General features: G+C 70.5%; 13 protein-coding genes and 1 other RNA gene. 11 read left to right on the plus strand and 3 right to left on the minus strand.

What is annotated here, in order from left to right:
* Positions 1-130: 130 nt before the first annotated feature.
* From HUG10_RS10695 to HUG10_RS10705, 3 genes are all read left to right on the plus strand, one after another.
* Positions 131-682, plus strand: coding sequence for a GNAT family N-acetyltransferase (locus HUG10_RS10695; protein ID WP_179171050.1), 552 nt, complete (start codon positions 131-133; stop codon positions 680-682).
* A gap of 179 nt (positions 683-861) precedes the next feature.
* The gene (locus HUG10_RS10700) at positions 862-2,331 is read left to right on the plus strand and encodes a sulfatase (RefSeq protein WP_179169569.1); all 1,470 of its coding nucleotides are present in this window, start codon (positions 862-864) and stop codon (positions 2,329-2,331) included.
* A 6-nt stretch (positions 2,332-2,337) separates the two neighbouring features.
* Positions 2,338-2,754, plus strand: coding sequence for a GtrA family protein (locus HUG10_RS10705; protein ID WP_179169570.1), 417 nt, complete (start codon positions 2,338-2,340; stop codon positions 2,752-2,754).
* Positions 2,755-2,903: 149 nt separating this feature from the next.
* Here HUG10_RS10705 and HUG10_RS10710 read toward each other — a convergent pair whose 3' ends face one another.
* Entirely contained in the window at positions 2,904-3,506 is a 603-nt protein-coding gene (locus HUG10_RS10710; protein ID WP_179169571.1) for a TIGR00296 family protein, read from the minus strand.
* A 358-nt stretch (positions 3,507-3,864) separates the two neighbouring features.
* On the opposite strand from HUG10_RS10710, the gene rnpB reads away from it, so the two are divergent.
* The 5 genes from rnpB to HUG10_RS10735 all read left to right on the plus strand — a co-directional run bounded on the left by rnpB (position 3,865) and on the right by HUG10_RS10735 (position 9,884).
* Positions 3,865-4,258: RNase P RNA component (gene rnpB / locus HUG10_RS10715), an RNA gene on the plus strand.
* Positions 4,259-4,414: 156 nt separating this feature from the next.
* The gene (locus HUG10_RS10720; RefSeq protein WP_179169572.1) at positions 4,415-4,708 is read left to right on the plus strand and encodes a hypothetical protein; all 294 of its coding nucleotides are present in this window, start codon (positions 4,415-4,417) and stop codon (positions 4,706-4,708) included.
* Positions 4,709-4,873: 165 nt separating this feature from the next.
* Positions 4,874-5,782 carry an MBL fold metallo-hydrolase gene (locus tag HUG10_RS10725; protein WP_179169573.1) on the plus strand — a complete coding sequence of 303 codons (909 nt, stop codon included), beginning with the start codon at positions 4,874-4,876 and terminating at the stop codon, positions 5,780-5,782.
* Between the two features lie 138 nt (positions 5,783-5,920).
* Positions 5,921-7,879, plus strand: a complete 1,959-nt coding sequence (locus tag HUG10_RS10730; RefSeq protein ID WP_179169574.1) for an AMP-dependent synthetase/ligase — start codon at positions 5,921-5,923, stop codon at positions 7,877-7,879.
* A gap of 142 nt (positions 7,880-8,021) precedes the next feature.
* The gene (locus HUG10_RS10735; RefSeq protein WP_179171051.1) at positions 8,022-9,884 is read left to right on the plus strand and encodes a cation:proton antiporter domain-containing protein; all 1,863 of its coding nucleotides are present in this window, start codon (positions 8,022-8,024) and stop codon (positions 9,882-9,884) included.
* Between the two features lie 39 nt (positions 9,885-9,923).
* Here the strand turns inward: HUG10_RS10735 and HUG10_RS10740 are convergent, their stop codons facing one another.
* Positions 9,924-10,634 carry a PGF-CTERM sorting domain-containing protein gene (locus tag HUG10_RS10740; RefSeq protein ID WP_179169575.1) on the minus strand — a complete coding sequence of 237 codons (711 nt, stop codon included), beginning with the start codon at positions 10,632-10,634 and terminating at the stop codon, positions 9,924-9,926.
* A 99-nt stretch (positions 10,635-10,733) separates the two neighbouring features.
* On the opposite strand from HUG10_RS10740, the gene HUG10_RS10745 reads away from it, so the two are divergent.
* The 3 genes from HUG10_RS10745 to HUG10_RS10755 all read left to right on the plus strand — a co-directional run bounded on the left by HUG10_RS10745 (position 10,734) and on the right by HUG10_RS10755 (position 13,727).
* Positions 10,734-11,636 (plus strand): hypothetical protein, encoded by a 903-nt coding sequence (locus HUG10_RS10745; RefSeq protein ID WP_179169576.1) that lies wholly within the window; start codon positions 10,734-10,736, stop codon positions 11,634-11,636.
* Between the two features lie 154 nt (positions 11,637-11,790).
* Positions 11,791-13,104: a hydroxyacid-oxoacid transhydrogenase gene (locus HUG10_RS10750; RefSeq protein WP_179171052.1), complete on the plus strand. Its 1,314-nt coding sequence runs from the start codon at positions 11,791-11,793 to the stop codon at positions 13,102-13,104.
* A gap of 125 nt (positions 13,105-13,229) precedes the next feature.
* Positions 13,230-13,727 carry a PH domain-containing protein gene (locus tag HUG10_RS10755; protein ID WP_179169577.1) on the plus strand — a complete coding sequence of 166 codons (498 nt, stop codon included), beginning with the start codon at positions 13,230-13,232 and terminating at the stop codon, positions 13,725-13,727.
* 90 nt (positions 13,728-13,817) lie between these two features.
* Here HUG10_RS10755 and HUG10_RS10760 read toward each other — a convergent pair whose 3' ends face one another.
* A complete protein-coding gene (locus HUG10_RS10760; RefSeq protein WP_179169578.1) occupies positions 13,818-14,474 on the minus strand; it encodes a helix-turn-helix domain-containing protein in 657 nt (218 codons plus the stop codon).
* Positions 14,475-14,476: the final 2 nt, after the last annotated feature.

Genomic DNA, 14,476 nt, shown 5'->3' on the forward strand with positions numbered 1-14,476 from the left:
AGGGCCGGAGGCCCTCGAATCGCTCCCGTCCCGTCGAAAGGTTCCACGCACGAACGACCGGATCCGAATGGCCGCTGCGCTTATCAGTCGGACATTCATACTCCGTCCAATGACAACCCCGAGTCGCGCGATGCCGGGAGGTGAGGACGACGCGGACGGCGGGGCCGAACCGGCGAGTTCGGTGGAGATCCGACCGGCGACGCGGGCCGACCTGCTCGACGTGTTCCGCATCGAGAAGGCCGTGTTCGAGCAGCCCTGGCCGTTCGCCGCCTTCGAGAGGCTCCTCGAGGCACCGGCGTTCCTCGTCGCGGACGTAGGGGAGACCGGCTTGCCGGCCGGTGACGACGGCGTCGCCGCCGGCAACGCCCTCGGCTACGTCGTCGCCGACGTGACCCCGAACCACGGCCGCGACATCGGCCACGTCAAGGACATCGCCGTCCGGCCTGGCGCGCAGGGGCGCGGACTCGGCCGGCGCCTGCTCCGCGAATCGCTCGGGGAGCTCGCGGCCGCCGGCGCCGCCGTGGTCAAACTGGAGGTGCGTGAGTCGAACCACCGCGCACAGTCGCTGTACGCCGACGAGGGGTTCGAACCGGCCCGCCGGATCCAACGCTACTACGCCGACGGCGAGGCGGCGTTCGTGATGGCGCTGGACCTCAATTCGTGGCCCGCGGAGCGAGCCTGAATGGACGGTTCGACGGCCGAGTCGGGCGTTCGGTTCCGTTTCGCCCGGATCGAACGGAAGCAAAACACGTTAACCACTGGGGCTGGTACCCCCCCGAGAGTGACCCGCGGCAACGCCGCGTCGAAGGGGTGGGTGAGCCGGCGGGACGACGCATGCGACCGCGAGACCGTCACACCGACATGAGCCACACACCACCGGAGGCCGAGAACGTCCTCCTCGTCACGGTCGACTCCCTCCGAGCGGACGCGCTCGGCGGCGGCCGCACGCCGGTCATCGACGACCTGGCGGCCGGCGGGACGACCTTCGAGAACGCGTTCGCCACCGGGAACTGGACGCCGTTCTCCTTCCCGGGCATCCTCACCTCCCGCCCCGTCTTCGCCGAGGGCCCCGACATCGGCACCCCGTCGACGCCGACGCTGGCCGAGGCGCTCTCGGACGCGGACATCGAAACCGGCGGGTACAACGCCGCGAACGGTTTCCTCACGGAGCACTGGGGGTACGACCGCGGCTTCGACGAGTTCGACTCGTTCGTCGGGGACGCCTCCAGCCGCTACAGTCGGTACCTCGCCGCCCACCCGACGGTCCAGGGGTGGCTGCAACTGCTCCGCTCGCCGTTCCGACGGGCGGCCGCGAAACTCAGCCGGTCGGACGACGGCCGCCCGTTCGCGGACACGTCGAAGATGCTCGACGTGGAGCGGGGCGCCATCTCGTTCATCGAGGAGTCCGACGGCCCGTTCTTCCTCTGGGTCCACTACATGGACCCGCACACGCCCTACGTCCCGGCGCCGCGCTACCTCAGGGCGGTCTCCCCGGACCACCTCGGCACGACGCGGATGCTCCGGGCGCACATCCGTACGGGACTCGGGCGCGCCGTCGGTCCGCGAACGCTCGCGGACCTCCGGACGCTGTATCACGGCGGCGTGCGCCAGGTCGACGCCAGCGTCGGGCGTCTCCAGGAGGCGCTGTCGGCGGCCGGCCACGCGGACGACACGGCTATCGTCTTCGCCGGCGACCACGGCGAGGAGTTCCAGGAGCACGGCCACTTGGCGCACTACCCGAAACTGTACGACGAACTCGTCCACGTCCCACTGGTGGTCGACGTACCGGGCGCCGACGCCCGGACCGTCGAGCGAACGGTCGGCCTCGACGCGGTGCCGCCGACGGTCGCGTCGCTGCTGGGCGCGGACGCGCCGGACGCCTGGGAGGGCGAGGACCTCGTCGATGCTATTACGGGGGACGAGGAGGCCGACGCCGGTGTGCGCGACGAGCCGGTGGTCTCGGTCGCCGTCCGCGGCGAGGAGGTGACCCAGCAGCCGATCCCGCGGTCGCTCCACGAGGGTGACCTGCTCGTCTCGGCCCGGACGGCCGAGTGGGCGTACATCGAGAACACGGAGACCGGCGTCGCCGAACTGTACGACCGGGAGAGCGACCCCGAACAGAAGCACGACCTGCTGGCCGAACCGGACGCCGACCGCCCGGAGATCCTGACCACGCTCAGGGGCGCGGTTCGAGAACACGCCGGGCGCATCGGCGGCGACGGGGGTGGCGACGGACGCGGCCGGAGCGACGGCGAATCGACGACCCCGTCGGAGGACGGGGAGATGGACGCGGCCATCGCCGACCGACTGGACGCGCTCGGCTACCGCTGACCACCCATGGCGACACCGACAACATCCGTGAACGGAACGACCACCGGACGGCTCGCGCGGTTCGTCACCGTCGGGACCGGCGCGGCCGCCGTCCAGACCGGACTGCTGTGGTCGTTCGTCGAACTCGGACGGATCAACTACCTCGTGGCAGCCGCCGTCTCCATCGAGATCACCATCCTGCTCCAGTACGTCGTGAACAACGCCTGGACGTTCAGCGCCTCGCGACACACCGGACGCAGCGACTTCCTCCGCGGGCTCGTCCGCACGAACGTGGTCCGCGGGTCGGCGATCCCCATCCAGCTCGGCCTGCTCGCCGCGTTCGTCCAGTGGGTCGGGCTGGTGTACGTGGTCGCCAACATCGGCGCCATCCTTATCAGCGGCATCTACCGCTACCTGCTCGACGCACGCTGGACCTGGAAGTGAGTCGGTGACGGCAGGAACGCGGATGACGGGCCCGATTTAGCGGTTTAGCGGAGTCGCGTACGAGCGCCGCCCAACGGAGCCCGACCGCGACCCGCGTGGCGGTCGCTCTCCGGCGCTGCGGTTCGGAGGACGCGTGTGTCGTGGGGTCGTTACAGCTGCTCGACGCTGCCGCCGTCGTCGCGCTCGCGGAACACCTGGCCGTCGATGAGCGTCACCATCGTCTCCTCGTCCTGCCACGCCGTCGGGGAGAGTTTCGCCTTCCGGCAGACGCGAGAGAGGAACTGCTCCTTGCTCCAGCCGTTCTCGACCGGGATCGTCGGGTAGAGCCAGCCGTGTTTCCCGCCGTGGTCGATAGCGACGCCGTGGCGACCCAGTTCGAGGTCGGCGACGGGGTCGTTGGTGAGCGTGACGTTCGAGACGATGCAGGCGGAGACGAGAATGGAGTCGAGTTCCTTCGGTTCGACCTCGGAGCCGCCCGTGTCGGACGATGCGGCCTTGATGGCCGCGTCGACGATGGCGTGACCGAGCTGATCCTTCCCCCGATACGACCCGGCGCAGCCCCGCATTCGACCGCGGCCACGTGTGGACTGGAGTCGAACGAAGGCTCCGGTTCGCGCGTAGAACGCGTCGCGCATGCTCCCCGGGTGTTCCCGTTGCCCGTGAAGAACGTACGATTCGACGGCTTCCCGAGCGAGTTCGACCGCGCGATCACCGTCCTCGTAGGTGAGTCGTACGGTCTGCGCCTCGGACATAGACCACTGGAAGGCTTCACGTAACTTGAACTCTTCCCTTCAGGTGTACAACCGTTATAATCAGCGTACAGTCCCGGAGCCAGCCGCTGGCGGCGGGTTTCGCCCGATTCGCTCGCCCGGTCGGTGAGGCGACCGATTCGATCGATCCGGCGGCGGAACGGTCCGGTAGGCGACCATTTCGAGTCGCCTATCCGGCACCTCGACACCCTACTCGGCCCGTTCCCTCGATCGAGATAACCCTCCCACCGTCGCCTCCGTTCCCGCGCCCCAGGAACGGGGGACGCGGCGAACCGCTTAAACCGCGATGCGGCGTAGCTAGCGACGGCAGAGGGAGCCCGATCCCCGTGCGTCCCCGGGCGGCCGCGGGCCGCGCCGGCGACGCATGAGGAAAGTCCCCCCACCGCCCGGACGGGCGACCGGACGCAAGTCCGGAGCCGGAGACGGCTGGCGCTGGAACAGAAACGAGACCCCCCGGCCCGACCGATGAGGTCCGCGAACCGACCCGCAAGGGGAGGGAGCTAACCGACCGAGGGCGGGGTCGCGGCGGACGTTCGGTTCGCCGCGGCCCCACGGGACGCCGCGTCCCGTCGACGGCCGGGAACGGGTGGAACGGCGAATCCTCGCCGGTGCAAGTCCGCGCCGACGGGGCGCACTCGCGCCCCCGATGGTAGTCCGGGCCGCCGCTTCGCGGCATGGCGCGGACGCACAGCCGAATGTCGGGACGAACAGAAGGGGGCTTACTCCCCTCAGCCGCTACCGTCGCCGAGCGACCGCCTCGGCGCTCACCGATCTGGATCCTCCGAGAGCGACGGCCGTCCCTCCTTGTCGGCCCCGCCGTCCGACGATGGTCGTGCGAGTGTCTGACACGCACCCGGCGAACTCAAAAGCGTGGAGTGCGAACCCCATCCGTGGACAGTCGAGAACTGATGGCGGCGCTCGAACTGGAGTTCGGCGGCGAGGAGACCCACCGTCGGGTCGTCGCGCGCCAGGCGCGCGACCTCGCGGACGCGGGGAAGATCGAGGCGGACCGCGGCGAGCCGCTCACGGTGGAGGACGTCGTACGTAACATGGCCGACGCGCCCGAGGACAAGGACCTCGTGGAGCGCTGGAACTGGTGGCTCGGCTCGCTCGAGACCGCCTACGGCGGCTACGACCGGTTCACCGTCCGATTCGTCGACGACGGGCCGGACGTGAACGCGTAGCCGGGTCGACGGCGGGGGGGTCCGGGCCCGAGACGGCCGAGTCAGTCACGCGGACGGTCGAGTCGCGTTCTCCGATCGGAAACCGTGTCCCGCGACGGCCGAGTTCGCGGGTTGCCCCCGCCCTCGTGGGGAACGCTTTTGCGTCGCGCTCGCCCGTCGGGAACCATGGAGCCCGGCGACGTGGAGGCGGTCCCCGACTGCACCGACATCTACTACCTCGACACGGGGATGTACGACACCCCGAACTACGGCGCCGTCTACGTCGTCGACGCCGAGCGCCCGGCCGTGATCGACACGGGCATCGGGACGAACCGCGAGTACCTCTTCGACGCCCTCGACGACCTCGGCGTCACCCCCCACCTGATCCTCCCGACGCACGTCCACCTCGACCACGCAGGCGGCGCCGGCTTCCTGGCCGAGCGCTACCCGGACGCGACCGTGATGACCCACGAGATCGGCGTCCCGCACCTCGTGGACCCGGAACAGCTCGTCGCGGGCACCAGGGCGGCCGTCGGGGAGCAGTGGGAGCACTACGTCGAGCCGAAGCCGATCCCCGAGGACCGGATCGAACCCCTCTCGGGCGGCGAGACGATCGACCTCGGCGACCGCGACCTCGACGTCCACCACGCGCCGGGACACGCCCCCCACCAGGTGATCTTCCACGACCGCGGCGACGACGTCGTCTTCGCGGGCGACGCCGCCGGCATCTACGTCCCGGCGTTCGACGAACTGCGACAGACCTCGCCGCCGTCGACGTTCGACCTCGACGGCTGCCACGAGGACGTCGACACCATCCGCGAACTCGACCCGCGGTACGTCTGTTACGGCCACTTCGGTCCCCGCGAGTTCGACGACGCGCTGGCGGCCGAGTACAAGCGAACCCTGCTGGAGTGGGTCGAGGCCGTCCGGCAGCGGCGCGAGGCGCTCGGCGACGACGAGGCGGTCGTGGCGCATTTCGCCGACCACGCCTCCGAGCGCTACGTCGACCTCTGGGGCGAGCAGAAGGCGCGCGCCGAGGAGCGGCTGAACACGCGCGGCGTGCTGGCGTACCTCGATTACATCGACGACGCCTAGCCCGTCCTCGCGCCGGCCGAATCCCGGCCGGGTGACGACGACGATCCCCCGCAGCGACCGGCGACGAGCCCCGACAACGCCGAACAACGCGCTTCCGGTGGAGGCACCGTTAAGACCCCGCCCTCGCCACACGTTCGCATGGACTGGAGGCAGGCCGAGCGTGAGTACGAGCCCGACATCACGCGCGACTCGCTGGCGGCGACGTTCGACGCGAGCGCCCGGCGCAACGCCGAGCGCGTCGCCCAGCGGTACAAGGGCGGGGTGTACGACCGCTCGCTCGTCCGCGAGGGCGTCGTCGACGCGGCGCCCGACGGCGACTACGCCGACCTGACGTACGGCGAGATGCACGACCTCGTCCGGCGGCTCTCGGCGGGATTCCGTGACCTGGGGGTCGCGCCCGGCGACCGCGTCGGGGTCTTCGCGCACACCCGGATGGAGTGGGCCCAGTCGGACTTCGCGCTGCTCGGCGCCGGCGGCGTCGTCACGACCGTCTACACCTCGTCGTCCACGGAGCAGGTCCGCCACCTGCTCGCGGACCCCGGGGCGACGGGCGTCGTCGTCGAGAACCGGGAGTTGCTCGACCGCGTGATCGCCGTCGAGGACGACCTCGACCTGGAGTTCGCGGTCCTGCTCGACGGCGAACCGCACGAGCGCGACGACGTCCACACGCTCGCGGAGGTCCACGACCGCGGGGCCGACCTGGACCCCGGCGACGGCTGGGTCGTCGACCGCGACCTGGACGACCTCGCGAGCCTCATCTACACCTCGGGGACCACGGGCATCCCGAAGGGCGCGGAGCTCACCCACCGGAACTTCCTCGCGAACGTCGACCAGTGCTACCGACGGTTCGGCCCGCGGCCGGACAAGGACGGCGCCGACGTCGCCCGCATCGACACGTCGACGACGACGCTGTCGTACCTCCCCCTCGCACACGTGTTCGAGCGGCTCGCCGGCCACTTCCTCATGTTCGCGGCCGGCGCGACCGTCGCCTACGCGGAGTCGCCCGACACGCTCCGGGAGGACTTCGGGCTGGTGCGGCCCACCTCGGCCACGAGCGTCCCGCGCGTGTACGAGAAGCTGTATGCGGCCATCCGCGAGCAGGCGAGCGAGTCGAGCGTGAAGGAGCGCATCTTCCACTGGGCGACCGACGTCGGGCGCGAGCACCACCGGGCCGACGACCCCGGACTCGGGCTCCGCCTCAGGTACGCGCTCGCCGACCGGCTCGTCTTCTCCTCGGTGAAGGAGGCGCTCGGGGGTAACGTCGAGTTCTTCATCTCCGGGGGCGGGTCGCTCTCGGCGGAGCTCTGCGAGCTGTACCACGGGATGGACGTCCCCATCCTCGAGGGATACGGCCTCACCGAGACGGCGCCGGTCGTCGCGGTCAACCCCCCGGAGGAGCCGAAGGTCGGGACCATCGGCCCGCCGGTCGTCGGGGTCGACGTGAAGGTGGACTCGACCATCGCGGTCACCTCCGAGGACGACGGGGGGGACGGTGACCGAGGCGGTACCGATGACACCGCCGAGGTCGGGGAACTGCTCGTGAAGGGGCCGAACGTGTTCCGCGGGTACCGCAACCTCCCGGAGAAGACCGAACAGGCGTTCGACGAGGACGGATGGTTCCGAACCGGCGACGTGGTCGAGATCCGGCCCGACGGCTACATCGCCTTCCGCGAGCGGGCCAAGCAGCTGATGAAGCTCTCGACCGGGAAGTACGTGCCCCCGGGCGCCATCGAGGACGCCTTCGCCGCCTCGGAGTACGTCGAGCAGGCGATGGTGCTCGGCGACGCCCGGCGGTTCGTGAGCGCGCTCGTCGTCCCGAACTTCCCGGCCGTCAGGGAGTGGGCCGCCGAGGAGGGCATCGACCTCCCCGAGGACCCGGCCGGAATCTGCCGAAACGACCGGGTGAACGCGCTCGTCCAGGAGGAGGTCGATCGGGTGAACGGGAACTTCGAGCGGCACGAACGGATCAAGCAGTTCCGCCTCGTCCCCGAGGAGTTCACCGAGGACAACGACCTGCTCACGCCGACGATGAAGAAGAAGCGCCGGAACATCCTCGACCGGTACGCGGACGACGTGGACCTCCTCTACGAGGCGTGACCCCACCACCCGTTCATGTATTCGTTATCTCGCATCGATAGGTTCCGGAATCGTTCCCGAACGCGCCGGATGGCTGGCGAAACATCCGGGTAACGGTGGACTTATCGGATTCCTCCGAGAATCTGCCGCCAATGGAGGGGCGATAGTGGCTGGCGACGGAACGCTCATCGCGCTGGTCGCCGCGATCATCGGGGTCGGGGTTGTCGCGCAGATCCTCTCCGATCGCTATCAGGTCCCGAGTATCATCTTCCTCCTGGCGGCGGGCATCACGCTCGGCCCGGAGGGACTCGGCGTCATCTCCTCCGAGTCGTTCGGCGACGCGCTTCCCGCCATCGTCGGGCTCTCGGTCGCCATCATCGTCTTCGAGGGGGCGTTCCACCTCCGCATCGAGAAGCTGCGCGAGGCGCCCAAGGAGACGCTGCGGCTCGTCACGCTCGGCGCGATCATCGCCTTCGTCGCGACGACCGTCGTGGTGCGGTACGCACTCGGCATCCAGTGGGGCATCGCCGCGCTCATCGGCGCGCTCCTCGTCGCGACCGGGCCGACGGTCGTCACCCCGATCCTCGAGGTCGTCCCCGTCCGGGACCGGGTGGAGGCGGCCCTCGAGACGGAGGGGATCGTCAACGACGTGACCGCGGCGATCCTCGCCGTCGTCATCTTCGAGGCCATCCTCGCCGGCACGACGGCTCCCGGCGCGCTGCTCACGCTGTTCGTCGAGCGACTCGGCACCGGCGTCGTCATCGGCGGGATCGTCGCGGCCCTGGTGTTCTACGCCCTCCGGTACGTCGACCTGTCGCCGGGGAACGCCCCCCAGAACGCTCGCCTGCTGGTGCTGGCCGGCGCGCTCGTCTCCTACGGCGCAGCCGACTTCATCGTCCGCGAGGCAGGCATCGCGGCGGTCGCGACCGCGGGGATACTGCTCGGGAACATGGACATCCCGTACGAGGAGGACGTCACCGACTTCAAGGGCGACGTGACGCTGCTGGTGCTCTCGTTCGTGTTCATCGCGCTGGCCGCGCTGCTGCGGTTCGAGGACCTCCTCCTGCTCGGCTGGGGCGGAATCGCCGTCGTCCTGGCGATCATACTCGTCATCCGGCCTGCGCTCGTGTTCCTCTCGTCGGTCGGCGACCGCTTCTCGCGGCAGGAAAAGCTGTTCATGTCGTTCGTCGGCCCGCGCGGGATCATCCCGGCGTCGGTCTCGACGCTGTTCGCGGTCGAACTCACCGAACTGGGGATGGCGGGGGCCGCGAACGTGCTCGTCGGCACGGTGTTCCTCGTCATCCTCGCGACCGTCGTGCTCGAGGGCGGGTTCGCCCGCCGCATCGCGGAGACGCTGGACGTGATACCAATGCGTGTACTCATCATCGGGGGCGGTACCGTGGGACGAACCCTCGCGACCCGCCTCGAAGACCGGGGAGAGAACGTCGTCATCATCGACGACGACGAATCACAGGTGCAGCTAGCCCGCAACGAGGGCCACACCGTCCACCACGGGGACGGGACCGACACGGGCGTGCTCCAGTCGGCCGGCGCCGACAACGCGCGCATCGTCGTCGCCGCCACGGGGGACGACGACGTCAACCTCCTCGTCTCCCAGCTGGCCGCCTCGAAGTTCGAGCCCGAGACGATCCTCGCGCGTGCGAACAACCCGGAGAACGTCGAGGCGTTCGAGGAACTCGGCGTGCGGACGGTCGCCTCCACCATCGCTACGGCGCAGGCGATGGACAACTACATCGAGCGACCCGCGCTCGCCAACTGGATGGGCGAACTCGGCCGCACCGGCGACGTCCAGGAGGTCGAGGTGACCGCCGAGGAGTTCGCCGGCCGGACGGTCCGCGACATCGGTCCGGACCTCCCCGGCGGCAGCATCATCGCGCTCGTCGCCCGCGACGGCGAGGCGGTGGTCCCGAACGCCGACTTCACGATGCAGACCGGCGACCGCGTCACCATCATCGGGAACCGGGAGGCCGTCCGGGAGGCGATGAGCGAGTTCCACCCGAGCTAACCCCCGCCCCGAAAGAGGGTCCGTTTTCCCCGCCGCCCACTACTCCGACCGCCGTCGCCGGAGGAGTTCACCGCCGCCGATGAGCCCCGCGACGGTCGCACCGACGCCGAAGCCCGGGATCGAGGTCTCCGTCCCGGAATCCGCCCCGTCGTTCGCCCCGGCCCCGGCGGTCCGGATGTTCGCGGCGCCGACCTCCTCGAGTTGCACCTCCGTGTGTTCGGAACCGCAGGACCGCTGTCCCGTGACGATGAACAGCTTTCCGTACTCGACCGTATCGTCGTCCACCTCCGCGAACAGCAGCGTATCCCCCTGAGGAGTTCCGGCCGACTCGCGGTCGATGAGGGTGACGTCGTACGCCACGACTGCATCGTCACTCTCCACGAACGGGCAGCCGCTCACGTTACGGGTCGAGGCGTCCTGGTTCACGCCGGCGACGTGGACGAAGAGCCCGGTGTAATCGGAGTTCCCGAGCATCGGCGCGTCCGCCGCGAACGCACCTCGCGTCGTGACCGTATCCGCCTCCTCCTCGCCCTCCTCGGCCCCCGTCTCGGTTCCGGTGCCCTCCTGGGCGCTGACGCCGTCGACGGTCGCTGTGCCGAGACCTGCCGCGCCGGTCGCGAGACCGGTACCGGCAGCCGTGGTCCGGCGGAGGAACGTCCGCCGGTCGACACGGGCGTTCGTGTCACCGGTCGAGGCGTCCGAGTCACTATGCGAGGCGTCCGCGTCGCCGCGAGGGTGCTCCGCGGGCATACGAGGCCATCCGGTCTCGACGGGTGTTATGCTACGTGGCCAACCCCCGTCTTCCTCGAGAGTGAAGGTCCAAGTGGGAGCTTCACGAAGCCCGACACGATGTCCCCCGCGCCCCCGCCGTCGGCACCTCCACCCGACGCCCCCGGGCCGGGAACGCCACCGCCCGTCGAGTGGTCGTCCTCGGGCGGCGAGCGCGTCCGCGTCGTGGTCCACCACCTCGTCGCCGGCGTCCTGCTCGCGACGGGCCTGCTCGCGCTCCTCGTGGTCGCGTTCGTCATCGTCTCGTCGGTCCGGTCGGGCGCCTCCGACCGGATCGTCCTGTTCGTCGTGCTCGCGCTCGTCGGCGGCCCGCTGTCGCTCGTCTACCTCGCGGTCGCCGCCGAGCACGGCGACCCGGGACGTCTCATCGAACTGTTCCCTCCCGCTACGTCGCTCCGCCCGCGCTGGCTGGCGGTGACGGTCCCGGTCGGCGTCCTGCTCGTGTTCGCGGGGTTCGCGTACCCGCCGCTGCTCGCCGCGTACCTCGGCGGCTTCCTCCTCCTCGCCGTCGCCGGATCGGCGCTGTTCCCCGAGGGGCGCCTCGACCCGGCGGCGGGGACGTTGGCGGTCCCGGTCGGCGACCGGGAGCACGAGCACGACCTCTCCGGCCTGCGGTCGGTCTCCACCCTGCGGGTCGGGGACGTCGTGCTCTGCCGGCTCGGGTACGCCGGCGTGCGGGGTCTGAGCGCGCCGTTCCTGATCGGGGTTCCGGCGGACCGGTCCGACGAGATCCGCCGGGGACTGGAGGCGATCCGGGGCCGGACCGACGTGGAGGCGGCGGGACAGTCGCGGGCCGTAGTGGCCGTGCTGGTGGCGTTCGGGGGGTTCTTCCTGCTCGTCGCGCTGGGGATGGGAGTGCTGTCGTGGCGGTCCGGGGAGCCCAGTCTCACGGTGTACGGGGGTTTGATGACCGGCGGACTGGGGTTGCTGTTCGTTTGGCTCGGCCGGGTCTCCCGGCGGTGAGCCCTGTGCGTTCCGGGGGCCCACACTGGCCGAATCCGGGCGTCCTGGTCGGGAGCGTCGCCGACCGACCCGGTCGGGAACTTAAGTCGACCGCGGCCCACGTGGTACCAATGCGCAACCGCAACACGGAGGACGTTCGTCGGGGGTGGCGCCGGTGAACTACGAGCGGTCGGTCTCGGCGATCCCGCACGAACTCGCGCCGGAGACCGTCTGGAACGTCGAGATGCCGGAGCTCCGGGTCGGCCGCGGTGCGATCGAGGAGCTCGGCGCACAGCTCTCGGCTCTCGGCGTCGACGAGGACGCCCGCGGGCTGATCGTCACCGACGGGACGCTCGTCGACCTCGGCCACGCCGACCGCGTCGCCGACAACGTCGAGGCGGCGGGGTTCGTCGTGGACGTGTACGACGGCTCCGAGCGCGAGCCGTCGATCGAGAGCGTCGAGCGGTGCATCTCGTTCGTCCGCGAGGAGCTCGGCGAGGAGGGGTACGGCTTCTACGTCGGCCTCGGCGGCGGGAGCTGTCTCGACACCGCGAAGACGACCCGGGCGGTCGTCGCCAACGGCGGCGAGATCCTCGACTACGTCGCCGAGCCGACAGGCGAGGGGGAGCCGCTCACCGACTCGGGCCCGCCGCTGGTGCTCGTCCCGACGACCGCCGGCACCGGCTCGGAGATCTCGCCGGTGACGATCCTCTCCGTCGAGGAGAAGAACGTGAAGGAAGGCATCTCCAGCGCGAACGTCCGCGCCGACGCCGCGCTGCTGGACCCGACGCTCACGACGACCCTGCCGCCCGAACTCACGGCGCGGACGGCGATGGACGCGCTCGGCCACGCCATCGAGGGGTACACGACCCACGCCTACGACGAGTTGCTTCGCCCGGAGGACCCGGCCGACCGCCCGGTGTACGCCGGCCGGACGGGGTTCACCGAGATGTTCAGCGAACGGGCGATCGCGCTCCTCTCGGGGAACGTCCGGAAGGCCGTCAACAACGGCGACGACCTGGACGCCCGCGGCGCGATGTTGAAGGGCGCGCTCTACGGCGCGATCGCGGGGCTGACCGCCGGCGCGAACCTCTGTCACGCGATGGCGTACCCGGTCGGCAACAACTATCACACCTACCACGGCGAGACCATCGCCGTGCTCACCCCCGCGAGCACGCTCGGGTACAACGTCGCCAGCGACCCCGAACGGTACGCCAGGGTCGCGGAACTCCTCGGCGCGAACACGGAGGGGCTCGGCACCCGGGCGGCCGCCGACCTCGCGCGCGAGGAGTTCCTCCGCCTCCAGCGCGACCTGAACGTCCTCCCGAGCGGGCTCCACGACCTCGCGGGCGTCACCGAGGACGAGATCGACCGGCTGGCCCGGCAGACGGTCGACACCCAGCAGCGCCTCCTCCGGTGTAACCCCCGACCGGTGACGAAGGCGGACGTCGTCGACGTGTTCGAGGACGCGCTGTACAACTGGGAGTGAGTCGTCGGACCCGAAGTCGCCCGACTGGACGTCGACCCGGCCGAACGACGGGCGCGGGCGACGGTCGGCGTCCGGGAACCACGGACGGGTTAACAAAGACGATGGAGGGGCGATGACGCGAACGTATGGCCGAATCAGTCGAGGCGCCGTCGTGGGTACACCTCGCCGCCGGCGAGGACGTCGTCTGGGCCGGCCGACCGAGCCCCTACCTCGTCAAGCGCCGGCTGACTGTCGCGGCGGTCGTCTTCCTGGTCGGCATCGGGCTCGTCTCCGGACTCCCCGGGGAGTGGACCTGGGTCGGGTGGCCCGTCGCCTTCGCCGGGCTGGGGGCGGGCGTGGTCGCGTACGTGCGGAATCAGAGCGTCACCTGCGTCATCACCACCGCGAAGCTGACGAAGCGGACGGGAATCGTCGGGAAGTCGGTGAAGACGGTACCGCTCGACCGCGTCCAGAACGTCTCGCTCACGCAGTCGTCGCTCCAGCGGGTCGTCGACTGCGGCGACGTCTCGGTCGAGACCGCCGGGGCCGACGGCGACGAACTCGTGTTCGAGAGCGTCCCCAACCCGGTCGCGGTCAACGGGATGCTGGTCGATCAGACCGCGTCGACCCGCGTGGATCGGTGAGCGACAGGGTCGAAGTCGACGCGTCGCTGAGGGTCGCGGTGGAAGGGACCTCCGAGCCCCTCGGCGTGACCGCGGTCCCCGGAAGGCGGGTCACCGAGCGAGCGCGCCGAACACCCGCTCCTCGGCCTTCCGGAGGTGTTCGCCGGCGGTCGTCGGCGCGATCCCGACGGCGGCGGCCACGTCGGCGTGGGTCGCCTCGCGGGGGGTGCTGTAGTACCCGACGTCGACCGCCGCCTCGAGCACCTCCCGCTGGCGGCCCGTCAGCAGTCCCATGAGCGTCCCCCTACCCGGTTCGTACTCGCCCGTCCCCACGACCTCGAACGACACGTCGTCCCCGTCTGCGACCTCCCGGACCAGTTCCCCGAAGCGCTCGTCGCTCCCGAGGTACGTGATCCGGAGCGAGCCGTCCGCCTCGAAGCGGATCGGCGTCTCGATGGCGACGTCCGACTCGCGCCCCAGTTCCAGCGCGCGCCGGGACGCGTCCGTCGGCTCGAGCCGGCTCATCGCGGTCCACCTGTCCTCGCCGGTGACGAGGTACTCGAGGACGTGCGGCGAGCCGCGCATGATCTCCTCGTACCGCTCCCGGTCGCCGCTCCCCTCGGCGAGCAGCAACACGCTCCCGTCGGCGAGCAGGTCCACGTGGTGGATCGCCTCCCGCCTGACGGACGGTTCGGCCGTCAGTTCGGCCCCCAGCGGGTGGAACGCGCCCGCGTCGGACGGCCGAACGAGGACGGTGAGATACCGCATAC

The organism is Halorarum halophilum (assembly GCF_013401515.1).
GTDB lineage: Archaea > Halobacteriota > Halobacteria > Halobacteriales > Haloferacaceae > Halorarum > Halorarum halophilum.

Bases quoted from the DNA above. Each gene is read 5' to 3' on its own strand.
- HUG10_RS10695 (WP_179171050.1), top strand. From the start codon at position 131: ATGCCGGGAGGTGAGGACGACGCGGACGGCGGGGCCGAACCGGCGAGT.
- HUG10_RS10700 (WP_179169569.1), top strand. From the start codon at position 862: ATGAGCCACACACCACCGGAGGCCGAGAACGTCCTCCTCGTCACGGTC.
- HUG10_RS10705 (WP_179169570.1), top strand. From the start codon at position 2,338: ATGGCGACACCGACAACATCCGTGAACGGAACGACCACCGGACGGCTC.
- HUG10_RS10710 (WP_179169571.1), bottom strand. From the start codon at position 3,506: ATGTCCGAGGCGCAGACCGTACGACTCACCTACGAGGACGGTGATCGC.
- HUG10_RS10725 (WP_179169573.1), top strand. From the start codon at position 4,874: ATGGAGCCCGGCGACGTGGAGGCGGTCCCCGACTGCACCGACATCTAC.
- HUG10_RS10730 (WP_179169574.1), top strand. From the start codon at position 5,921: ATGGACTGGAGGCAGGCCGAGCGTGAGTACGAGCCCGACATCACGCGC.
- HUG10_RS10740 (WP_179169575.1), bottom strand. From the start codon at position 10,634: ATGCCCGCGGAGCACCCTCGCGGCGACGCGGACGCCTCGCATAGTGAC.
- HUG10_RS10745 (WP_179169576.1), top strand. From the start codon at position 10,734: ATGTCCCCCGCGCCCCCGCCGTCGGCACCTCCACCCGACGCCCCCGGG.
- HUG10_RS10755 (WP_179169577.1), top strand. From the start codon at position 13,230: ATGGCCGAATCAGTCGAGGCGCCGTCGTGGGTACACCTCGCCGCCGGC.
- HUG10_RS10760 (WP_179169578.1), bottom strand. From the start codon at position 14,474: ATGCGGTATCTCACCGTCCTCGTTCGGCCGTCCGACGCGGGCGCGTTC.